This window comes from Pseudomonas sp. ITEM 17296, assembly GCF_028895205.1.
Taxonomy (GTDB): domain Bacteria; phylum Pseudomonadota; class Gammaproteobacteria; order Pseudomonadales; family Pseudomonadaceae; genus Aquipseudomonas; species Aquipseudomonas kermanshahensis.
In genome coordinates this window covers 26,094-48,260 of record NZ_WJRS01000016.1, presented here as the reverse complement: position 1 = coordinate 48,260, position 22,167 = coordinate 26,094, and the positions used below count along the sequence as shown (strand labels likewise).

The 22,167-nt window shown below is 64.1% G+C and carries 18 protein-coding genes and 4 tRNA genes; 4 read left to right on the top strand and 18 right to left on the bottom strand.

The genetic code is table 11. From position 1 onward, the window contains the following. The first annotated feature begins 29 nt into the window (after positions 1-29). Both GIB19_RS17905 and cybB read left to right on the top strand, forming a co-directional pair. A complete protein-coding gene (locus GIB19_RS17905) occupies positions 30-965 on the top strand; it encodes a DUF1853 family protein (protein WP_274887398.1) in 936 nt (311 codons plus the stop codon). Positions 966-1,102: 137 nt separating this feature from the next. Beyond that, complete coding sequence (gene cybB, locus GIB19_RS17900; RefSeq protein ID WP_099430082.1) at positions 1,103-1,648, top strand: cytochrome b561; 546 nt, start codon at positions 1,103-1,105, stop codon at positions 1,646-1,648. On the opposite strand, the gene GIB19_RS17895 is transcribed toward cybB, so the two are convergent. Next, positions 1,639-2,532, bottom strand: a complete 894-nt coding sequence (locus GIB19_RS17895) for a 1-aminocyclopropane-1-carboxylate deaminase/D-cysteine desulfhydrase (protein WP_274887453.1) — start codon at positions 2,530-2,532, stop codon at positions 1,639-1,641. The two genes, cybB and GIB19_RS17895, sit on opposite strands and share 10 nt — an antisense overlap. Positions 2,533-2,610: 78 nt before the next feature. Then, positions 2,611-4,647 (bottom strand): NADPH-dependent 2,4-dienoyl-CoA reductase, encoded by a 2,037-nt coding sequence (locus GIB19_RS17890; RefSeq protein WP_274887397.1) that lies wholly within the window; start codon positions 4,645-4,647, stop codon positions 2,611-2,613. Between the two features lie 190 nt (positions 4,648-4,837). On the opposite strand from GIB19_RS17890, the gene GIB19_RS17885 reads away from it, so the two are divergent. Next, complete coding sequence (locus GIB19_RS17885; protein WP_027596715.1) at positions 4,838-5,956, top strand: nitrilase-related carbon-nitrogen hydrolase; 1,119 nt, start codon at positions 4,838-4,840, stop codon at positions 5,954-5,956. A 4-nt stretch (positions 5,957-5,960) separates the two neighbouring features. Beyond that, positions 5,961-7,001, top strand: a complete 1,041-nt coding sequence (locus tag GIB19_RS17880; RefSeq protein ID WP_099430084.1) for an AraC family transcriptional regulator — start codon at positions 5,961-5,963, stop codon at positions 6,999-7,001. Positions 7,002-7,231: 230 nt separating this feature from the next. Here GIB19_RS17880 and GIB19_RS17875 read toward each other — a convergent pair whose 3' ends face one another. From GIB19_RS17875 to GIB19_RS17800, 16 genes are all read right to left on the bottom strand, one after another. Next, complete coding sequence (locus GIB19_RS17875; protein WP_274887396.1) at positions 7,232-8,080, bottom strand: DUF2242 domain-containing protein; 849 nt, start codon at positions 8,078-8,080, stop codon at positions 7,232-7,234. A gap of 189 nt (positions 8,081-8,269) precedes the next feature. Further along, a tRNA-Asp gene (locus GIB19_RS17870) sits at positions 8,270-8,346 on the bottom strand. Positions 8,347-8,486: 140 nt separating this feature from the next. Next, positions 8,487-8,563 (bottom strand) — tRNA-Asp (locus tag GIB19_RS17865). A gap of 101 nt (positions 8,564-8,664) precedes the next feature. Then, positions 8,665-8,741 (bottom strand) — tRNA-Asp (locus GIB19_RS17860). A gap of 92 nt (positions 8,742-8,833) precedes the next feature. Continuing rightward, positions 8,834-8,909: transfer RNA gene (locus tag GIB19_RS17855), tRNA-Val, on the bottom strand. Positions 8,910-9,230: 321 nt separating this feature from the next. Continuing rightward, positions 9,231-10,004: an SDR family oxidoreductase gene (locus GIB19_RS17850; protein ID WP_027596718.1), complete on the bottom strand. Its 774-nt coding sequence runs from the start codon at positions 10,002-10,004 to the stop codon at positions 9,231-9,233. Continuing rightward, positions 10,001-11,212: an O-succinylhomoserine sulfhydrylase gene (locus tag GIB19_RS17845; protein WP_099430085.1), complete on the bottom strand. Its 1,212-nt coding sequence runs from the start codon at positions 11,210-11,212 to the stop codon at positions 10,001-10,003. Before GIB19_RS17845 ends, GIB19_RS17850 begins: the two co-directional genes overlap by 4 nt. 15 nt (positions 11,213-11,227) lie before the next feature. After that, the gene (gene purF / locus GIB19_RS17840) at positions 11,228-12,733 is read right to left on the bottom strand and encodes an amidophosphoribosyltransferase (RefSeq protein ID WP_027596720.1); all 1,506 of its coding nucleotides are present in this window, start codon (positions 12,731-12,733) and stop codon (positions 11,228-11,230) included. A 42-nt stretch (positions 12,734-12,775) separates the two neighbouring features. After that, positions 12,776-13,333 carry a CvpA family protein gene (locus tag GIB19_RS17835; protein WP_012313468.1) on the bottom strand — a complete coding sequence of 186 codons (558 nt, stop codon included), beginning with the start codon at positions 13,331-13,333 and terminating at the stop codon, positions 12,776-12,778. Between the two features lie 226 nt (positions 13,334-13,559). Continuing rightward, positions 13,560-14,219: an SPOR domain-containing protein gene (locus GIB19_RS17830; protein WP_099430087.1), complete on the bottom strand. Its 660-nt coding sequence runs from the start codon at positions 14,217-14,219 to the stop codon at positions 13,560-13,562. 4 nt (positions 14,220-14,223) lie between these two features. Next, on the bottom strand, positions 14,224-15,510 hold the full coding sequence (gene folC / locus GIB19_RS17825; RefSeq protein ID WP_099430088.1) for a bifunctional tetrahydrofolate synthase/dihydrofolate synthase: 1,287 nt from the start codon (positions 15,508-15,510) through the stop codon (positions 14,224-14,226). Beyond that, complete coding sequence (accD, locus tag GIB19_RS17820) at positions 15,510-16,403, bottom strand: acetyl-CoA carboxylase, carboxyltransferase subunit beta (RefSeq protein WP_027596723.1); 894 nt, start codon at positions 16,401-16,403, stop codon at positions 15,510-15,512. Before accD ends, folC begins: the two co-directional genes overlap by 1 nt. A gap of 218 nt (positions 16,404-16,621) precedes the next feature. Continuing rightward, on the bottom strand, positions 16,622-17,242 hold the full coding sequence (locus GIB19_RS17815) for a phosphoribosylanthranilate isomerase (RefSeq protein WP_099430089.1): 621 nt from the start codon (positions 17,240-17,242) through the stop codon (positions 16,622-16,624). A 59-nt stretch (positions 17,243-17,301) separates the two neighbouring features. Continuing rightward, complete coding sequence (gene truA / locus GIB19_RS17810; protein WP_027596725.1) at positions 17,302-18,159, bottom strand: tRNA pseudouridine(38-40) synthase TruA; 858 nt, start codon at positions 18,157-18,159, stop codon at positions 17,302-17,304. A gap of 110 nt (positions 18,160-18,269) precedes the next feature. After that, a complete protein-coding gene (locus GIB19_RS17805) occupies positions 18,270-20,990 on the bottom strand; it encodes a FimV/HubP family polar landmark protein (RefSeq protein WP_274887387.1) in 2,721 nt (906 codons plus the stop codon). 70 nt (positions 20,991-21,060) lie between these two features. Further along, on the bottom strand, positions 21,061-22,065 hold the full coding sequence (locus GIB19_RS17800) for an aspartate-semialdehyde dehydrogenase (protein ID WP_099430091.1): 1,005 nt from the start codon (positions 22,063-22,065) through the stop codon (positions 21,061-21,063). Positions 22,066-22,167 lie beyond the last annotated feature (102 nt).

Here is a 22,167-nt window from a genome sequence, read left to right as displayed (position 1 = left end):
GGTAGCGGCAAACCGGCTATGCTCGCTGGATGATGCCTTTCGCCGAACTCCACGACTTGCCTCGCCAGTTGCGCCGCCCTGCCGTGCGCGACCTGGCCTGGACATTGCTGTCGCCCCCGCTGCTGAGCGCCCCGCCCTGCCCCCAGCGCCACCCGTTGGCCGGCAGCGCCTGGGCCGATGATCCGCAACGCCTGAAAGCCTGGCTGCTGGCGCTGGATGCCAATGAGCAACCGCTGCGCGACAGGCTGGCGCGGCTGACCAGTCGGCGGCTGGGCCTGTACTACGAATGCCTCTGGCAGTTCGCCCTGGGCCAGGCGCCGGGCCTTGAGTTGCTGGCGGCAAACCTGGCGATTCGCGCAGGCGGGCAGACGTTGGGTGAGCTGGACATTCTGTTGCGGGATGACGAGGGGGTGCAGCATTTCGAGTTGGCCATCAAGTTTTACCTGGGGCCGACCCACAGCGATGGCCGAGACCCGACGCAATGGCTTGGCCCAGGTTGCCATGACCGGCTGGGGATCAAACTGGCGCACCTGACTGGGCATCAGTTGCCGATGTCCAGTGGCGCACAGAGCCGCGCAGCCCTGGCCGGGCTTGGCGTGCAGCAGGTGCAGGCGCATCTGTGGCTGGCCGGTTACCTGTTCTACCCCTGGCCTGGGCAGGCAGAACCGCCCGCGGGGGCCAACCCACTGCACCTGCGCGGGCGCTGGTTGCGGCGGCGGGATTGGTCGATGGCCACTGGCGAACGCTGGCAGCCTTTGCCTCGCGATGCCTGGCTGGCACCGGCGCGGGTCGAGGCAAATGAGTGCTGGACGGCACTGCAGTTCGGGGCCTGGCTGCAGGGGCTGGATGAGCATGCGCCGGCGCAGATGCTGGTCAGGCTGGAGCAAGAAGCCGAGGGTGCCTGGCATGAAGTGGAGCGGGTGTTTTTGGTGGCTGATAGCTGGCCACTTTTGCCCACGCGATGATTCTGCCCGCGAAGAGGCCGGTACAAGCAACACAATTTTCACCGACCTGGAGCAAAGATTGGTTCCCTCAAGCGGATACAGTGAGTGCTGAGCGCCACCAAGAGCGCCACTACAAGACCTGATGACGAGGATCCTCCATGGTTTCATCTACCCCCACACAACATTACGCGCGCCTGTCCATCGCCCTGCATTGGCTGATGCTGGTGCTACTGGCCGTCGTATACGCCTGCATCGAGTTTCGCGGCCTGTTCCCCAAGGACAGCGCCGAGCGCAATCTGATGAAGGACCTGCACTTCATGCTGGGCCTGACCGTATTCGTGCTGGTCTGGCTGCGCCTGGCCGTGCGCCTGAGCCGCCCCACCCCGCCCATCCTGCCCAAGCCACCGGCCTGGCAGACCGGCCTTGCCCACCTGATGCACCTGGCGCTGTACCTGCTGATGATCGGCCTGCCCCTGGCCGGCTGGCTGATCTTGAGCGCCGCCGACAAGCCAGTCCCCTTCTACGGGCTGGAACTGCCACACCTCATCGGCGCGGACCCAGACCAGGCCAAATTCATCAAAGGCTGGCATGAACGTATCGGCAGCTGGGGTTACTGGCTGATCGGCCTGCATGCATTGGCCGGGCTATATCACCACTACGTGCAGCGCGACAACACGCTGCTGCGCATGCTGCCCTACAAATAACCGCGCCGGCCTTGCAGGCCGCCGGTATGCAGCACGATCAGGCGGGTGCCGGGCGCGAACAGGCCGGCCTCGACCTGCTCGCGTAGCGCCAGCAGGGCCTTGCCGGTGTAGAGCGCTTCCAGCGGCACGCCTGTGTGCCGCTCGCAAGCGTCGATGAACGCCAGCAGTTCGTCGTCAATCCGAGCGAAACCGCCTCGGCAGGCATCATGCAGTTGATAGCCACTGCCGCCGGCCAGATCCATCACAACGTCCGGCACGCCGTGATCGCGGGGCACCGCCAGCGCGCCGTGCACGTCATGCGCGCCCGCCTCTTCCAGCACCAGGCCGGCCAACGTTGTACCGGTACCCACGGCCAGCCACCAGGCGCTGTAATCGTCCCAACCGATCTCGGCCAGTTGCGCGCGCGCCTGCGCGACGATCAACCCGCAACCCTGCGCGCCGGCCAAGCCGCCGCCGCCTTCGGGAATGCAGTGCCAACCAGGGTAACGTGCCTGCCAGGGTTGCCAGAAACCCGCCTCATGACGGGCGCGGTAGCCACCATAGCCGAGCCAGTGCACGTGCATGCCCAACGTCTGCAGATCGCGCACCGTGGGCGTGTCCTGGGGGTGGCCACGCAGCAGGCCGGCCGTGGCGAAGCCAAAGCGTTTGCCGGCAGCGGCCAGGGCATGAAGGTGGTTGGAGTGGCTGCCGCCGAGGCTGATCAGGCCAGGGGCACCTGATTCATGAGCGTGCTGGAGGTGGTGGCGCAGCTTGAACCACTTGTTGCCGCTGATCAGGGGGTCGATCAGGTCCAGGCGCAGGATGGCGACTTCGACCTTGGCGTTTTGTAGCCAGGGCAGGTTCAAGGGGTGTAGAGGAGCCTGGGGCAGGTCGAGAAAATCGATAGACATGGAACGGGGCCTGAAGCGAAGGCTTCAGTTTATCAGCGAACATCGGGGGCCGCTTCGCGGCCCCCGGCTATCTCAAAGCTCGGCAGCCAACCGCGAGCCTTGGTTGATCGCCCGCTTGGCATCCAGCTCGGCCGCCACATCCGCGCCACCAATCAAGTGCACCGACTGGCCTGCCGCCAGCAAGCCTTCTTGCAGCTCTCGCAGCGGCTCCTGCCCGGCACAGATCACCACGTTGTCCACCGCCAGCAATTGCGGCTCACCGCCACCGACCCGAATATGCAAGCCGGCATCATCGATACCCAGGTACTCCACGCCGTTGAGCATCTGCACCTGCTTGTTCTTCAGCCCCGTCCGGTGGATCCAGCCGGTGGTCTTGCCCAACCCGTCGCCAACCTTGGACTGCTTGCGCTGCAGCAGATACACCTGGCGTGCCGGCGCGTGCGGCGCAGCCTTGATGCCGGCCACACCACCGCGGGCCTCGAGCTGGGTGTCGATGCCCCACTCTTTCCAGAACGCCTCGCGGTCCTGGCTGCTGGCCACGCCCTGGTGCACCAGGTATTCGGACACATCGAAACCGATGCCACCCGCGCCAATCACCGCGACAGCCTGGCCGACTGGCTTACGCTGGAGCAGCACGTCCAGGTAGCTGAGCACCTTGGCATGCTCGACCCCCGGGATCGCCGGCGTACGCGGCGCGATGCCGGTGGCCAGGATGACCTCGTCGAAGCCGCCGTCCACCAGCGCCTGTACATCGACGCGGGTGTTCAGGCGCAGGTCTACGCCAGTGCTGCTCAGCTTGTTACGGAAATAGCGCAGGGTCTCGAAGAACTCTTCCTTGCCAGGCACCCGCTTGGCCACGTTGAACTGCCCGCCGATCTCGCCAGCGGCATCGAACAAGGTCACCTGGTGGCCCCGCTCGGCGGCCACGGTGGCGGCAGCCAGGCCGGCCGGGCCAGCACCGACAACGGCAATACGCTTCACGGTGCGCACAGGCAGGTAGTTGAGTTCGGTCTCGTGGCAGGCGCGCGGGTTGACCAGGCAACTGGTCAGCTTGCCGCCGAAGGTGTGGTCCAGGCAGGCTTGGTTGCAACCGATGCAGGTGTTGATCTCGTCAGCGCGCCCGGCAGCGGCCTTGTTGACGAAGTCCGGGTCGGCCAGGAACGGCCGGGCCATCGAAACCATGTCGGCATCGCCTTCGGCGAGCACCGCCTCGGCCACTTCCGGGGTGTTGATGCGGTTGGTGGTGATCAGCGGAATGCTCACGGTGCCACGCAGCTTGGCGGTGACCTTGCTGAACGCCGCCCGCGGCACTTTGGTGGCGATGGTCGGGATACGCGCTTCGTGCCACCCGATACCGGTGTTGATCAGGGTCGCCCCCGCCTGCTCGATGGCCTTGGCCAGCACCTCGATTTCGTCCCAGGTGCTGCCCCCTTCGACCAGGTCGAGCATCGACAGGCGGAAGATGATGATGAAGTTCGGGCCCACCGCGCCGCGCACACGGCTGACGATCTCGACGGCCAGGCGCATGCGGTTTTCATAGCTACCCCCCCAGCGGTCGGTGCGGTGGTTGGTGTGGGCGGCCAGGAACTGGTTGATGAAGTAGCCTTCCGAACCCATGATCTCGACGCCGTCATAGCCGGCCCTCTGAGCCAGCGCGGCGCAATTGACGAAGTCGGCGATCTGTTTCTCGATGCCTGCTTCGTCCAGTTCTTTGGGCTTGAACGGGTTGATCGGCGCCTGGATCGCGCTGGGCGCGACCTGGCGCGGGCTGTAGGCATAGCGCCCGGCATGGAGGATCTGCAGGCAGATCTTGCCGCCAGCGGCATGCACCGCCTCGGTCACGATGCGGTGCTTGTCGGCCTCTTCCTCGGTGCTGAGCTTTGCAGCGCCGGAATAGACGCCGCCCTCGTCATTCGGAGCGATACCGCCGGTGACTATCAGGCCGACGCCGCCACGGGCGCGCTCGGCAAAATAGGCCGCCATGCGCTCGAAGCCGCCGGGGCGTTCTTCAAGGCCCGTGTGCATCGAGCCCATCAGGGTGCGGTTGCGCAAGGTGGTGAAGCCCAGGTCAAGCGGTGCGAGCAGGTGCGGATAACGGTCGGCAGCCATGGAATGTCCCCATGTGGCGTGATCACGGAATGCGGGTGCCTCGCCAGCTGGCGGGCCCCGTCGTTTATCTGCCACTGACATTAAACAGCTGTTTGAACGGCCTCAATGATCGAAACTGACAACTTATTGATCCTCCCGTACAGCAGGGCTACCCTACACAACTCCAACTTCCAAGGCGCTGTACCGCTTCATGCGAAAACTTCTGGCAAGCGCCCTGGCGCTGGTGATGATTGCCGCCCTGTGCGGCTACGGCTTCTGGACCCAGCAGCGCCCGGAAGGCCACTACCTTTCCGACCTGCGCATCGAGCTGGCGCTCAACCATGGCGTGCCCGGTGAGCGAGGCAATTTGCTTGGCGTCGAACCGCTGCTCTACCCCAGTGACTACCAGAACCTGCAACGCCTGCACCGCAAGCTTTCGGCCTATTTGCAGCAGGCTCGCGTACAGGGGCTGGTCGGCCCACGTACGGTGGTGGTGCTGCCTGAGCACATCGGTACCTGGCTGTGGGCACGGGGTGAAAAGAACGAGCTGTACCAAGTCACGCAGAGCCGCGAGGCCTTGCAATGGCTGGAACTGAGCAACCCGCTGCGCTATGGCCTGGCCATGCTGCGCGCCAACGCCGACGACTGGCGCAGCGACGCCCACCTGCGCATGAAGGCCGAGCAGATGGCCGCCGATTATCAGCAGTTGTTCGGTGGCCTGGCCAAGGAGTTTGGCGTCACCCTGGTGGCCGGCTCCATCGTGCTGCCGGCCCCCTATGTCAAACAAGGCGTGCTGCACGCCGGCAATGGCCCGCTGTACAACAGCAGCGTGGTGTTTGCCGGCGACGGCTCGCTGCTGGGCCAGCCACAGCGTCAGCAGTACCCGGACAGCGAAACGCGCCGCTTCATCCATGATGGCCGCCAGCAACCGCTGCAGGTGCTGCAAACCCCGGCCGGGCGCCTGGGCGTGCTGGTCGGCAGTGACAGCTGGTACCCGGAAAACCACCAGCAACTGACACAACAATCCGTGCAATTGATCGCCAACCCGGTATTCCTCAGTGGCAAAGGCAGCTGGGAGGCGCCATGGCGTGGCAATCGCCATCAGGACGCGGCGGCCGAACTCGCCCTCAAGCGTGGCGAAGTCAGCGAACAAAACGCCTGGCAACGCCTGACCCAGGCCGCTGGCGAAGACGTCAGCAGCATGAGCGTGTTCATGCGTGGGCAGTTCTGGGAACAGGCCAGCGATGGCCAGGGCTTCGCCCATCAGTCGGGTCAACTGCTGGCGGGCAACCCCAGCCATGGCGCCCGCCTGCTGAACCTGTGGTTGTAACCCCGTGGCCCGCCCCCGCGTGCGCCTGGGTGATCTGTCGGTAGGGTTTGTCCAGCCACTGGCCGAGGCCCTGCGCATGCTGGGCCACGACCCTGCGCCCCTGCTGCAACGCTATGGCCTGGATGCGGCACGCCTGGCCGAAGCCGGAGCCCGCCTGTCGATCCCGCGTTACATGCACCTTGGGCATGCCGCCATCGCGCTGTGCGCCGAGCCGGCGCTGGGCCTGCACATGGGCCGGCTCAGCCGCCTGGCGCATGCAGGCCTTGCGGGCATCACCGCGGCCCAGGCGCCCACCGTGGGCGAAGCGGCGCGCACCTTGTTGCGCTTTGAGCCGCTGTACGCTGCCAACTACCGGGGCCACTCGCGCTTTCAGGAAGATGCCCAAGGCGCCTGGCTGCGGTTTTACTCCATCAGCCCCTACAACACCTACAACCGCTTCGTGGTCGACTCCCTGCTCGCCGGCTGGCTCGCGCAACTGGGCGACCTGGCGGGGACTGTGCTGCAGGCCGAACGGCTTGAAATTGAATTTGCCGCGCCGCCCTATGCCGCCCAATACCAGGCGCTGTGCAGCACCCCAGTGCAGTTCGGCGCCGACGGTAATCAACTGCGCCTGAGCCGCGCCACCCTGCAGATGGCCAACCCGCAGCACTGCCCGAGCACTTGGCAGCACCTGCTTCAGCTTTGCGAAGCGGAGTTGCAGCAGCGCACGCGGGTGCGCAGCCTGGGTGAACGCATCACGCACCTGCTCGGCCCACTGCTCAATGGCGGCCGCGAACCGGACCTGGACGAAGTGGCGCTGAGCCTGCAGTTGCCGACCTGGACATTGCGGCGCAAGCTGGCCGAAGAAGGGACGCGTTTTCGCGACGTGTTGAACGAGACACGGCGCGACCTGGCCGAAACCTACATCCGTGACACGGAGCTGGCTTTCGGCGAAATCGCTTATCTGTTGGGGTTTGCTTCGGCAGAGGCTTTCCAGCGCGCATTCAAGCGCTGGACCGGCCTCACGCCGGGGGAGTTTCGCCGCAGTCAGCGGCAGGCCGGCTAAAGCTCGGTGGCGTCGTCGGCGGGTTCCGGGGGGTCCAGTTCGTATGCCTGGAACTCGAGCAGCTCTTCCTGATATTCATCCATTGCCCTGCGTCCTCTTTTCTCATTTGTCTTCGTAGATGTCGCCTTCAACCTAAGCAGGTTGGGTGAAGGAATGATGACAAGCTCATGAGAAGTAAACGTAGCAGGTATCGACGGCGTTATCGCCGCCTGTCTGTAACAGGGAATGTGTCAGAGCGCCGCGGGTGCGGGCTCTGCAGGCTGTGCCTCCTGCTGCACCTGGATAGGCGCAGGTTCGGCGGGCGGCGCTACTGGCTGGGACCCCTGGCTGTCATTGGCCGCTGGCGCCGCTGGCACTTCGCTGGCGGGGGCAACGGCGGCAGCTGCAGGCGTGTTTTCAGCCGCTGGTGTGGTTTCAGCCGCGGGCGTTACAGGAGCGGCCACAGGCGCTGCAGCCGCCTGCTCCGGCAACCCCAGGTCTACCGCTGGTTTTTCAACCTTGGGGGCGGTCGCCTCAGGCTCGACTTTGGCCTTAGCCTTGCTGGCCTTCTTCGGCTTCGGCAGATAGCTCTCTACCAGTGCGAAGTAACGGTCGTAGAACTGCGCCGCCGTCACCGTCTCACTGGCGACCTTGACCATCGAGTCATCACTGGAGCCTATCGGCATGGACACCGAACCCAGCACGCCCACGCCAAGGCTGGCGGAAGTGTTGGATTTCTTCAGGCTGTAGCGGTCCTGCAGGGCGTTGGCGAACATGGTCGAGCGCTGCTCGTCGCTCACGTCGGGTGCGCAGGTAACGTTGAAGCTGATCTGCAGGTGGTTTTCGCTGTTCTGCTGAAAGCTCTTGTTGCCGGTCACCTGGTTGGCGCCGCTGCTGGTAATGATGTAACCCTGGCTGAGCAAGGCGCGGCGTGCGGCCTCGCAGGAGCCGGCATCGGTCACCGGGAAGCTGCGCGAGAAGGTGCCCGAGTCATCGAAGTTCTCGTGCTCGTAGATGGCGGCTTTTTTCGAGGAACAACCGGTCACGCCCGCCAGCACCAGGGCCAGCCCGAGCGCACCAAAGACGGATGATCTGGTCATTGCGTATTCCGGGTAAGTCGAGAAGGTGCCTATTGTGCATCACTGCGCACGGGCACTGAAACCGTTCATCCGTGAAGAGTCTGTCAGCTTCGTGTAAATGTGCACTGGCGGGGCGTGAAAACGAAAAAAGCGACCCTAAGGTCGCTTTTCACGTTGCTTCGAGGCGTTCAAGGGGCCTCGAGGCGAAGATGGCGCAGCGGACGGGACTCGAACCCGCGACCCCCGGCGTGACAGGCCGGTATTCTAACCGACTGAACTACCGCTGCGTATCGCTTGGGCTTGCGCCCAGTTGAAACCTGTTGCCCGCTTACTGGCCAAGGGCACAGTGAAGTCAGGCACAAAAAAAGCGACACGTTGATCGCTCTTTTTGTTGCTTCGAAGCGTTCAAGGGGCTTCGAAGCGAAGATGGCGCAGCGGACGGGACTCGAACCCGCGACCCCCGGCGTGACAGGCCGGTATTCTAACCGACTGAACTACCGCTGCGTATCGTTCAGGCTTGCGCCCGATTGAAACTGGGATCGACCTCAGGCATATTTGCCTTTCGGTCTCAGACCGGTGCAAGGCACCCATCTGTTACTAAAAAGTGGCGCAGCGGACGGGACTCGAACCCGCGACCCCCGGCGTGACAGGCCGGTATTCTAACCGACTGAACTACCGCTGCGCATAGTGACTTACGTCGTGGCTTATCAGGCCTTGTTCCTCTCTGGCTATCTGCTTCTTTCGAAGCTTCCTGCACCAGGAACGCTCAGGAAGTGGTGGGTGATGACGGGATCGAACCGCCGACCCTCTGCTTGTAAGGCAGATGCTCTCCCGGCTGAGCTAATCACCCCCGCGATGTTGCTTGTTGCGTTTGCTTCGCTGAGGCCGCGAAATTTACGCAGGTACCGATGCTAAGTCAATACCCCCATTGAATTTTTTTTCAAAAAGGGCAAAAAAGAGGTTTGCCAGTGCGAGGGCAATGGATCGATCCCGCCTTCACCGTAGGAGCAGCCTTGTGCTGCGAAGAGGCCGGTGAATGCACCCATGATTCAGCATGAGCTCACTGCCCTCTTCGCAGCACAAGGCTGCCCCTACACCAAGCAGTCGCGCGATGATTAATCGCTGGAAACAAGAAGGGGACCTTTCGGTCCCCTTCTTAACATCTGACAGCTCAGGTGTAGATCATCTTGCGGGTCATGCCGCCATCGACCACGAACTCCTGGCCGGTGACGAAAGCCGCTTGGCGCGACAACAGCCAGGCCACCATGGCCGCCACGTCTTCCACCGTCCCTACCCTGCCCGTCGGGTGCTGGGCATGGTCGGCATCGGTCAACGGTTCGGCACGGCGCTGGGAAGGGTCTCGTGCATCGATCCAGCCCGGGCTCACCGCATTGACGCGGATCTCCGGGCCCAGGCTCATGGCCAAGGCATGGGTCAACGCAACCAGGCCGCCCTTGCTTGCCGCATAGGCTTCGGTGTCCGGTTCGGACTGCCGTGCCCGGGTCGAGGTCAGGTTGACGATCGCCCCGTTATGCGCACGCAGGTAAGGTGCGCAATGCTTGGCCAGCAGCATCGGGCCATTGAGGTTGACCGCCAGTACGCGGTTCCATTGCGCCAGGCTAAGGCTTTCCAGCGTCTGGTTGTGCGGGTTGGCGATCGCCGCATTGCACACCAGCGCGTCGAGCCGACCGAACTGCCCCAGTACCTCGGACACCCCGGCACTGACCTGCGCCTCGTCGGCAACGTCCATGGTGATGAACCAGGCGTTGTCACCCAACGCCTTGGCCACCTTGGCCCCGCGTGGGCGGTCAAGGTCGCTGAGCACCACCTGCCAGCCTTCGCAGATCAACCAGGCGGCAATCCCCAGGCCGATGCCGCGAGCGGCACCGGTCACCAAGGCTACCCGGCCGTTATGGCCTGGCTTACTGCCGCTGATTTCAATCACAGTGCCGCCAACCCACGCGCGAGGTCTGCCTGCAGGTCGGCCACATCTTCAAGGCCCACGGCAACGCGGACCAGGCTGTCGCGGATACCCGCTGCCTCACGTTCCTGCGGCGACAAGCGGCCGTGGGAGGTGGTGGCAGGGTGCGCGATGGTGGTCTTGCTGTCACCCAGGTTGGTGGTGATCGAGATGACCCGCGTGGCATCGATGAAGCGCCAGGCGCCCTCTTTGCCGCCCTTGACCTCGAAGCTGACCACCGCACCAAAGCCGCTCATCTGGCGCTTGGCCAGTTCGTGCTGCGGGTGGCTAGGCAGGCCGGCGTAATGCACCTTCTCGATGCCGTCCTGCTGCTCCAGCCACTCAGCCAGGTGCTGAGCGCTCTCGCAGTGCGCACGCATGCGCAGCTTGAGCGTTTCCAGGCCCTTGGTGAAGATCCACGCATTGAACGGGCTGAGGGTCGGGCCTGCGGTGCGCAGGAAGCCCACCACTTCTTTCATCTGCTCACTGCGCCCAGCCACCACACCGCCCATGCAACGGCCTTGGCCATCGATGAACTTGGTTGCCGAGTGGAACACGATGTCGGCACCCAGCTTGAGCGGCTGCTGCAGTGCCGGGGTGCTGAAGCAGTTGTCCACCACCAACATGGCGCCACGCGCGTGGGCGACCTCGCTGAGGGCAGTGATATCGACCAGCTCGGCCAGCGGGTTGGACGGCGACTCGACGATCAGCAGCTTGGTATTGGCCTTGATGGCCTTTTCCCAACCCGACAGGTCGACCAGCGGCACATAGTCCACCTCGACGCCGAAGCGCTTGAAGTATTTCTCGAACAGGCTGATGGTCGAGCCAAATACGCTCTGCGACACCAGCACATGGTCACCGGCGCTGCACAGCGACATGACCACGGCGAGGATCGCCGCCATACCGGTGGACGTCGCCACTGCCTGCTCGGCGCCCTCCATGGCCGCCAGGCGTTCCTCGAAGGCACGCACAGTCGGGTTGGTGTAGCGCGAGTAGACGTTACCCGGCGTTTCGCCAGCAAAGCGTGCAGCCGCATCGGCGGCCGTACGGAAAACATAGCTGGAGGTCAGAAACAGCGCTTCGCTGTGCTCGGCCTCCGGTGTACGGTTTTGCCCGGCGCGTACCGCCAGGGTGTCGAAGCCGACACCCTCGAGGTCACTGTCCAGTCGTCCGGCATCCCATTGATCCGTCATGCCGTCGCTCCCTAATCAGTTGTTGTAGAGGTCGATGATCGCGCTGACCGCCTGGGTCTTCACCTTCGCCAGGTCGTTACGGGCCTGCTCGATACGATCAAGGTAGGCTGCGTCGATGTCGCCAGTGACGTATTCACCATTGAACACCGCGCAATCGAAGTGCTCGATCTTGATCTTGCCGCCACCGACCGATTCGATCAGGTCCGGCAGGTCCTGGTAAATCAGCCAGTCGGCGCCGATCAACTCGGCCACCTGTTCGGTGGTGCGGTTGTGGGCGATCAGTTCGTGAGCGCTCGGCATGTCGATGCCGTAGACGTTGGGGTAGCGCACCGCAGGGGCTGCGGAGCAGAAGTAGACGTTCTTGGCGCCGGCTTCGCGGGCCATCTGGATGATCTGCTTGCAGGTGGTGCCGCGCACGATCGAGTCGTCCACCAGCATCACGTTCTTGCCGCGGAATTCCAGCTCGATGGCGTTGAGCTTCTGGCGTACCGATTTCTTGCGCGCGGCCTGGCCGGGCATGATGAAGGTACGGCCGATGTAGCGGTTTTTGACGAAACCTTCGCGGAACTTGACGCCGAGGTGGTTGGCCAGCTCCAGCGCCGCAGTGCGGCTGGTGTCCGGGATCGGGATGACCACGTCGATGTTGTGCTCAGGGCGTTCACGCTGGATTTTCTCGGCCAGCTTCTCGCCCATGCGCAGGCGCGCCTTGTACACCGAGACGCCATCCATGATCGAGTCCGGACGGGCCAGGTAGACGTGTTCGAAGATGCACGGCTGCAGTTTCGGGTTTTGTGCACACTGCTTGGTGTACAGCTGGCCTTCTTCAGTGATGTACACCGCTTCGCCCGGCGCCAGGTCGCGGATCAGGGTGAAGCCGAGCACGTCCAGGGCGACGCTTTCGGAGGCGATCATGTACTCCACACCTTCGTCGGTGTGACGCTGGCCGAACACCACCGGGCGAATACCGTTCGGGTCACGGAAACCGACGATGCCATAACCGGTGACCATGGCCACCACCGCATAACCACCAACGCAGCGGCTGTGCACGTGGGAAACCGCAGCGAACACGTCTTCTTCGGTCGGCTGCAGCTTGCCGCGTACGGCCAGCTCGTGGGCGAACACGTTCAGCAGCACTTCCGAGTCGGAATTGGTGTTGACGTGGCGCAGGTCGGACTCGTAGATCTCCTTGGCCAACTGCTCGACGTTGGTCAGGTTGCCGTTGTGCGCCAGGGTGATGCCGTACGGCGAGTTGACGTAGAACGGCTGGGCCTCGGCCGAGGTCGAGCTGCCCGCCGTTGGGTAGCGCACGTGGCCGATACCCATGTGGCCGACCAGGCGCTGCATGTGGCGCTGCTGGAAGACATCGCGCACCAGGCCATTATCCTTGCGCAGGAATAACCGGCCGTCATGGCTGGTCACGATACCGGCAGCGTCCTGGCCGCGGTGCTGGAGGACCGTAAGCGCGTCATACAGCGCCTGATTGACGTTCGACTTACCGACGATACCGACGATGCCACACATGCGACGCAACCCCTACTTTGACGAAACTTGAGTGAATAGCGCTCAGGGCTTTGCCGGCCCGAGCAACTGTTCCTTGAACGGGAGATCAGCCGGTGTGCTGATCACCCCACTGGACATCCACTGGCTGGTGAAACCCAGAATCAGGTTTTTCGACCAGTCAGCGACCAAGAGAAATTGTGGTATCAGGCGTGATTCCTGCCACCAGGTGTCTTGTTGAACCGGCCCCAGGCTAAGCAGCCCGATGGCCACTACCACCAGCAAGGCCCCGCGCGCGGCGCCGAAGGCCATGCCAAGGAAACGATCGGTACCCGACAGCCCGGTCACGCGGATCAGCTCGCCGACAAGGAAGTTGACCATGGCCCCCACCAGCAGGGTGGCGACGAAAAGAATGGCGCAGCCTGCGATGATGCGCATCGATGGCGTCTGGATGTAGCTTTCAAGATACACCGAGAGCGAGCCACCGAACATCCAGGCAACCGCACCGGCAATGATCCAGATGAGCAAGGACAAGGCTTCCTTGACGAAGCCGCGCTTGAGACTGATCAGTGTGGAGACGGCGATGATCGCGATGATCGCCCAATCAACCCAGGTAAATGCCACGGTGCTGCCTGCAGACGTTTGAGGCGGCGCATTTTACCAGAGCGGCGAGCTGGGGGTAAGCGGAATGTCGGGCCGATTAACAACTGCGCGATACCTGTAGGAGCGGCCTTGCGTCGCGAAAGGGCTGCGAAGCGGCCCCTGCGATTCTTATATCTAAGCCAGGAACCTGGGGCCGCTTCGCAGCCCTTTCGCGACACGAGGCCGCTCCTACAAAGAGGCAGCGCTATCAGCCGCGCTCGGGCTGGAAGCGCACCACAAAGCCTTTGAGGCTGTGCTTGCGGTTGATTGCATCACGTACGCGCTCGGCCTCGGCGCGCTCGATCAGTGGCCCGACATACACCCGGTTCATACCGCCCGCCGAGCGGATGTAGGCGTTGTAGCCCTGGCTTCGCAACGTCTGCTGCAGGCTTTCTGCCCCGGCACGATTGGACAGGCTGGCCAGCTGGATAGACCAACTGACCGGCAACCCATTCACGTCGATCTTAGACGGCGCTGCCGGCTTGGCGGCGGAAACGGCAGGCGCAGCCGTGGCGGCCGGTTTGGCTTCAACCTTGGGCGCTGGCGGCTTGGCAGCCTGGGCCTGCGTTTGCGTCTGCGGGGATGGCGTAATCGGCTGGCTAGGCGTGCTGGCTGGCGCGGTAGACTCGTCAACCACCACCGGTGGCTGCTGCGCCTCCTCTGCAAGCACCTGCGGCTCCGGCACGGCGACCGGCTCCACTTGCACTTCTGGCAGGCTCGGCATGGCCGGCGCCTGCGGGGCCTCGACACGCACCTGGCGCATCTCGTCCTCGCGGGTGAACAGCATCGGCAGGAAGATTACCGCCAGCGCCACCAGCACCAACGCACCTACCATGCGCTGTTTCATCCCTTTATCCAGCACTGCCATCTACTCAACCCTCCGGGGCCTGCCGCGCCAACCACTCCAGGGCCTGGGCGACACAGAAAAACGAACCGAACAGCAGGACCTGATCATCCGCCGTCGCCTGCGCGCATTGCCCTTCGAGGGCCGCGTCGACGCTGGCATAAGACTTCACCGCGGCGCCGAGGTTCGTCAAGGCGTCAGCCAGTTCTGCGGCCGGACGGCTGCGCGGCGTGTCCAGCGGTGCGACCGCCCAGTCGTCGACCAGTGCCTGCAAAGGCTCGACAACGCCCGGCAGGTCCTTGTCGGCCAGCAGGCCGAACACTGCCAGGCGGCGCCCCTTGACCGGACTTGCCGCCAGGCGCCGTGCCAGGTACGCCGCAGCATGCGGGTTATGCCCGACATCCAGCAACAGCTCCACACGCGTGCCCTGCCAGCGCACCTCACGGCGATCGAGGCGACCGGTGATACGGGTATCGAGCAGCGCCTGGCGCAGTTGACCGGCATCCCAGGGCAGGCCCATCAACAGGTAGGCCTGCAGGGCCAGGGTGGCGTTTTCGATGGGCAGGTCTAGCAACGGCAGATCGCGCAACGCTACCCGGCCACCCTCGGCCGTTTTCCCACGCCAGTGCCAGCTGTCGCCTGTGCTTTCCAGGTCGAAGTCACGCCCACGCAAGAACAACGGCGCCGCCAGCTCATGGGCCTTGTCCAGCAAGGGCTGCGGCGGGTCAAGGTCGCCACACAGCGCCGGCTTGCCAGCACGGAAGATGCCAGCCTTCTCGAAGGCGACAAGCTCACGGGTATCACCCAGGTAATCGACATGGTCGACACCGATGCTGGTCACCAGCGCCAGGTCGGCATCCACCACGTTCACGGTGTCCAGACGGCCACCGAGCCCCACTTCGAGCACCACGGCATCCAGCTTGGACTGGTAGAACAACCAGAACGCCGCCAGGGTGCCCATCTCGAAATAGGTCAGGGAAATGTCGCCTCGCGCCGCCTCGACGGCGGCGAAGGCTTCGCACAGGCGCTCATCACTGGCCTCTTGGCCATCGATGAGCACCCGCTCGTTGTAACGCAACAGGTGTGGCGAGCTGTACACGCCCACCTTGAGCCCCTGGGCACGCAGCATCGCCGCGACGAAGGCGCAGGTGGAACCCTTGCCATTGGTGCCGGTGACGGTCACCACGCGCGGTGCCAGCTTGCCCAGCGCCAGGCGGGCAAGCACGTTCTGCGAACGCTCCAGCCCCATGTCGATGGCCGACGGGTGCAACTGCTCGAGGTAGGCGAGCCATTCGCCCAGGGATCGTTGTTTCATCACGCGACCGCAGCCGCCTCACGTGCCTGCTCCGGGGTTTCCTGGCCGGTCATCTGGGCCAGCAGACGGGCCAGGCGCGGGCGCAGTTCGCCACGGGAGATGATCAGGTCGATGGCGCCGTGCTCCAGCAGGAACTCGCTGCGCTGGAAGCCTTCTGGCAGCTTCTCGCGTACGGTCTGCTCGATCACGCGCGGGCCGGCAAAGCCGATCAGTGCCTTGGGCTCGCCGACGATGACGTCGCCCAGCATCGCCAGGCTGGCGGAAACGCCGCCGTAGACCGGGTCGGTCAGCACGGAGATGAACGGAATGCCTTCTTCACGCAGGCGCGCCAGCACAGCCGAAGTCTTGGCCATCTGCATCAGCGAGATCAGCGCTTCCTGCATGCGCGCGCCACCGGAGGCCGAGAAACAGACCATCGGGCAGCGGTTTTCCAGGGCGTAGTTGGCGGCGCGAACGAAACGCTCACCGACGATGGCACCCATGGAGCCGCCCATGAAGGAGAATTCGAACGCGCTGACCACGATCGGCATGCCCATCAGGGTACCGCTCATGGAGATCAGCGCGTCTTTTTCGCCGGTCTGCTTCTGCGCACCGGTGAGGCGGTCCTTGTACTTCTTGCCATCGCGGAATTTCAGGCGGTCGACCGGCTCCAGCTCGGCGCCCAGCTCAGCACGGCCTTCGGCGTCGAGGAAGATGTCGATACGCGCACGTGCGCCGATGCGCATGTGGTGGTTGCACTTAGGGCAGACATCGAGGGTCTTTTCCAGCTCCGGACGATACAGCACGGCCTCGCAAGCCGGGCACTTGTGCCACAGGCCTTCAGGCACCGAGCTCTTCTTCACCTCGGAACGCATGATCGAAGGGATCAGTTTGTCGACTAACCAGTTGCTCATGCTTTCTTTCTCCAGTATCGGCGGGCGGGGGCCGGCGTAACCGGCCTGCCCTGCCCTTGAGCTCAAAATCTTTTATGAAACGATGATGGCACGGCCGCCGGGGCTTCCGGCGCGCCACGCCACCGTTAATGTGTTGTTCGCCCACCGCATCGGCGGGCGCCCCGCAGGGGCTGCGATAGCTATGGACGATGGTGCGCCGCCAACCGTCACATCCACCGTCACGCCTGTTGCACCGCACGCATGAAGGCTTCTATCTTTGCCGCATCCTTGATGCCCTTGGCCTGCTCCACCCCGCCGCTGACATCCACCGCATAGGGCCTGACCTGGGCAATGGCCCGGCCGACATTCTGCGCGTCCAGGCCACCGGCCAGGATAATCGGCTTGCTCAGGCGCGCCGGTACCAGCGACCAGTCAAAGGCTTCCCCCGTGCCCCCAGGCACGCCGGGTACATAGGTGTCCAGCAAGATACCGCGGGCGCCAGCATAAAGCCGGCAGGCCGCTTCCAGGTCATCACCCGGGCGCACGCGCAGGGCCTTGATCCAGGGGCGATGGAAGCCTTCACAGTCTTGCGGGGTTTCATCGCCGTGGAACTGTAGCAGGTCCAAGGGAACCACTTCGAGGATCTCGTTCAGCTCGCAACGCGAGGCGTTGACGAACAACCCGACGGTGGTCACGAACGGCGGCAGCTCGGCAATGATCGCGCGCGCCTGGCGCACGTCCACGGCACGCGGGCTCTTGGCGTAGAAGACGAAGCCGATGGCATCGGCCCCCGCCTCGGCGGCAGCCAGCGCGTCTTCGATGCGGGTAATCCCGCAGATCTTGCTGCGAACGTTGCTCATGGACTGCGAACCCTGCTGTTTCGGTGAAGGCCGGATGTTAGCAAAAGGCTTTTGGCCCGTCAGTCTGCCAATGCCTCGTAGCCGGTCAAAAAGTGTGGGCCGATGTAACGCTGGGGCAGTTGGAAGGCTTCGGGGTATTCCACTTGCACCAGGTACAAACCGTACGGGTGTGCCGTCACCCCACCCTCGCGGCGGTTGCGCCCTTCCAGTACTTCCCGCGCCCAGGTGGCGGGCCGCTCACCCGCGCCGATGGTCATCAACACACCGGCGATGTTGCGCACCATGTGGTGCAGGAACGCCGTGGCGCGCACGTCCAGCACGATCATCTGGCCATGGCGGGTGACGCGCAGGTGATGAATGTGCTTGATCGGCGACTTGGCCTGGCACTGGCTGGCGCGGAAGGCGCTGAAGTCGTGGGTACCGAGCAGGAATTCGGCGGCTTCGGCCATGCGTTCGACGTCCAGCGGGCGGTGGTTCCAGGTCACCTCCTCGGCCAGGTGCGCGGGGCGGATCGGGTCGTTGTAGATGACGTAGCGGTAACGCCGGGCGGTGGCCTTGAAGCGAGCATGGAAGTCCGCCGGCATCGGGCGCGACCAGACCACGCTGATGTCGTGGGGCAGGTTGAAATTGGTGCCCAGGGTCCAGGCGCGTTCATCGCGGATGGCGCGCGTGTCGAAGTGCACGATTTGCCCGCAACCGTGAACCCCGGCATCGGTGCGCCCGGCGCAGATCACGGAAATCGGCTCGTTCGCCACTTTCGACAACGCCTGCTCGAGGGCTTGCTGGACGCTGGGCACGCCGCTGGCCTGGCGCTGCCAGCCGCGGTAGCGCGAGCCCTTGTATTCCACGCCCAGGGCGATGCGGGAGTAGCCTTCAGCCGCGGATTCGGCGGCGGTGTCGATGATGTCCAAAAGCATGAAACCTGTGGTGATTACGCAATGGCGGGATTATAACGACAACGGCAGCCCTGTTGGGCTGCCGTTGGGGGTGGTTACATCTGTTTAGCCGCGAAGCCTCAGAACCGGGCTCAGACCAACCGAGACAACAGGTCCTCGGCTTCCTGACGCTGCGTCCCGTCGCCATCCTTGACGACTTCATCGAGGATGTCACGGGCGCCCTGGTGGTCGCCCATGTCGATGTAGGCGCGCGCCAGGTCGAGCTTGGTGGCGACTTCATCACTGCCAGAGAAGAAGTCGAAGTCCAAGTCGTCCAGCGGCTCGGGCTCGGGCTGCTCAACGGCGTCTTCAGCGGTGAAGTGCGGCTCCAGCGAAGGCGACTCGAGGTTCTGGGACAGCTTGTCCAGCTCCGCGTTGACGTCATCCAGCTCCGAAGCAAAGCTCTTGGCAGCGGGCGAGTCATCCTCCAGCGACAGCGAAAGGTCGAAGTCCGACGGCAGGTCCAGTTCGGTGATCGGGTCAAAATCCGGCACGTTGTCGAAGGCTGCCAGCTCGGCGGCAACGTCTACCGGCGCCTCTTCGGCGACAGCCGGGGCCACGGGCTCGCTGACGTCGAGGTCGAAGTCATCCAGATCTGCAACGGGCTGCGGCTCGGCCTGCGCCAGCATCGCTTCGAAATCAGCATCGGCATCGGCGGCAACGTCTGTTTCAGCGTTTGCCTCAGCGTCTGCTTGCAGCTCAGCCTCCACAGCAGCGGGCTGCTCCTCTACCTGCACTTCGTCCAATACAGGTTCATCCAGCACAACTTCGTCCAGCACTGGCTCGTCCAGCAGCGGCGCTGCCAACGGGTCTTCCTCGGGCAGGTCTTCACCCAGGCTCAGGTCGAAGTCGCTGTCCAGGTCCGACGCATCAAGCGACGGAACCTCGCTGATGGCCTCGGCCTCAGGCTCGACGATGTCGTCCAGCGCTTGCTCTGCGACAAAATCGGGCTCCGCCAGCACCTCTGGCTCGGCCTCGGGCACGATGTCTTCAACCACCGGCGCCTCAGGCTGATCTTGCAGCAGGCCCTGCACGTACTGCTCATCCATCTCGGCAGCCAACGCTGCCGCACCCAAACCGGCGGCGGCAAGCCCCAGCATGGCTGGGAAACGGCCTTTGAGTTCGTCGACCTGAGCAACATTCTGCTCAGTCGCTGGCAGCACACGCTCCTGCTCGACGAACGCACTGTGATCACCCTGACGGGCATACACTTCCATCAGTTTCAGGCGCAGTACGTCACGCTCAGGCTCAGCGGCAAGGGCCGTTTCAAGCAGCTCGGCGGCATGATTCAGGCGGCCGCTTTGCAGGCTTTGCTCGACTTCCGCCAACAGGGCGGCCGTCGTGTCTGGCTGCGGCGCTGGCTCGGCGAGCGCGACCGCGGGCTTTTCTGCAGCAGTGGCGGCAGCAGCAGACGCCGCGACCACCGCTGGCGACAGCGTTACGCTCGGCGCCGAAACCTCCAGGCCTTCAAAACTGTCGGCATCGATATCCAGGCCCGCACCCTGCTCTTCCTCAGCCAAGGCCCGCGCCATGCGCAGGTGTTTCTCGGCTTCTTCCTGGGCCTTGCGCTTGCGCATCAACAGCACCAGCAGCAGCAACAGCACGAGGAACGCAGACCCTGCAATCAGCCACAGCAGCAACGGGTTGCCGAGCACGCCGTCAGCGCGCGGCTGGGCGTCAGGCACACTGGCCGGCGCGGTATCGACGGCCGCCGGTGCAGGTTTTACGTCCGGCTCGGCATTAGCTGCCGGATTGGCCGGCGCAGGCTCGCCTGGCAGAGCAGCGGCGACTGGCGCCTCACCTGCTGCGCCCTGGGCTTCAAGCCGGGCCAACTGGTCGTTTTTCAGCGCGATCAGACGCTGCAGCTTGTCCAGTTGGCTCTGCAGGTCCGCCATGCGGCTCTTGAGCTCATCGTTGTCACGACGGCTGGTATCGAGGCTTTCCTGGGCCACGGCCAGTTTGTCGTTCAGCCCTTTGGCCGGCGCAGCGCCTGCCTGGTTGCCGGGGCTGACCAGGCGCAGGTTGTCACCCTGGGCAATGCGCTCTGGCGCGGCCTCGGCGGCACCGCGGCGGGTGGCGTCGAGCTGACGGGCACGCGGCCCCAGGCGCCGGCCTTCACGCCAGGCCGCATACTGCTCGGCCACGTCGCGAACCGCCTCACCCCGAGCAATGGCCTGGACTTGTTGCTGGTCGGGCAGGCGCAGTACCTGGCCCACCTTCAACTGGTTGATATTGTTGCCAATGAAGGCGTCCGGGTTCAGCGCCTGGATCGCGATCATGGTCTGCTGAATCGAGCCGCCCTGGCTGTTGCGCGCAGCAATCTGCCACAAGGTGTCGCGGCGCTGGGTGGTGTAGTTGCTGGCGCCCGTCACTGCGGGTGCTACATTGCCTGGCGCAGGCTGTTTGCCCTGGGCCTTGGCCTGGTCGAGCAGGACGCTGTAGTCACGCAGCAGACGCCCCTGCGGCCACATCACCTGCACCAGAAACTTGACCACAGACCCCGGCAGCGGCTGGCTGGAGGTGACGCGCAGCACGCTCTTGCCGTTGGGGTTGATCACCGGCGTGAATGTCAGGTCTTCGAGGTAAGTCGCAAAGGTTACCCCCGCCTTGCTGAACTCTTCCGGCGGCGCCAGGCTCGGCGCCACTTCGGCGGCAGTGAGGTCGCGCACGTCGAGCAATTCGATCTCGGCGTCCAGCGGCTGATTCTGTGCCGACTTGAGGGTCAGCTCCCCCAAGCCCAACGCATTGGCCATGCCCGACGACAGCGCCGAGGCAGCAGCCATGGCCAGGACCAGTTTGCGAATTCGAAGCATGACCTCTTCCCTTGTATGAATCGTCCCGAAACCTGCATGCAGAGCAGGACAAAAGTGCTCGCAGTATCTTTTACAGCCTGTGTTTAATCAACAATTGCGCCACTTGCACAGCGTTGAGCGCGGCGCCTTTGCGCAGGTTGTCGGTGGTCAGCCAGAGGTTGAGCTGCTGGTCGTCATCGACACCATGGCGTACACGTCCAACATAGACCACGTCTTGGCCCACTGCGTCACCTACCGGCGTCGGATAATCGTCGCGCGCGACCAGTTCGACGCTACCGGCACTCTCCAACGCAGCATTGACTGCCGCCAGGTCCACCGGTTTACGGCTTTGCACCGCCACACTGAAGCTATCGCCGAAAAACACCGGGACTTGAATGCAGGTCACGGAAATCTTCAGTTCGGGCTGCCCCAGCAGCTCGCGCAGCTCGCTGACCAGGCGCCGCTCAAGGCCAGCATGGCCTTGTTCGTCAACCGCACCCACCTGAGCCAGCAGGTTGAACGCCACCTGGCGGTCGAAGAAGCGCGGCTCCAACGGGCGGGCATTGAGCAGCTCGGCGGTTTGACGGGCCAATTCGTTGACCGCTTCGCGGCCTTGGGCAGAGACCGCCAGGTTGGCCATGACCTGCACCCGCTCGATGTCCAGCAGGCCTTTCAGCGGTGCCAGCGCGACAGCCAGGGCAACGGCTGCAGAGCCTGGGCTGGCCAGGCGCGCAGGCAGCTTCAGGTTGGCGATGCTGTCGGCATTGGCTTCCGGCACCACGGCAAGGGCGTCGTCAAGGCCGCCGGACAGGTCGATGACCGTGCAGCCCGCCTGCTGGGCCTTGTTGGCGAAACTGCGGCTGACGCCAGGGCTGGCAGCGAAGAAGGCCAGTTTGACCTGGGCGAAATCGAAACTGTCGACTTCACGCACCTTGATCTTCTTGCCTGCGAACATCACGCTGCTGCCCGCCGACTCCATACTGGCCAGCAGGTGCAGGGTCGCGACTGGAAATGCCAGCTCTTCGAGGATCTGTACGAGGGTTTCACCGACGCTACCGGTGGCGCCGACGACGGCGATGTCCAGGGGTTGGGTCATGGAGGGGATCCTTTTGCTGAAACGGCGGGGGGCGGCACTTTACTCGGATTATGGAACAACGAACACCCTCAATACGCCAGCCCCTCTGCGACCGACCGTCGA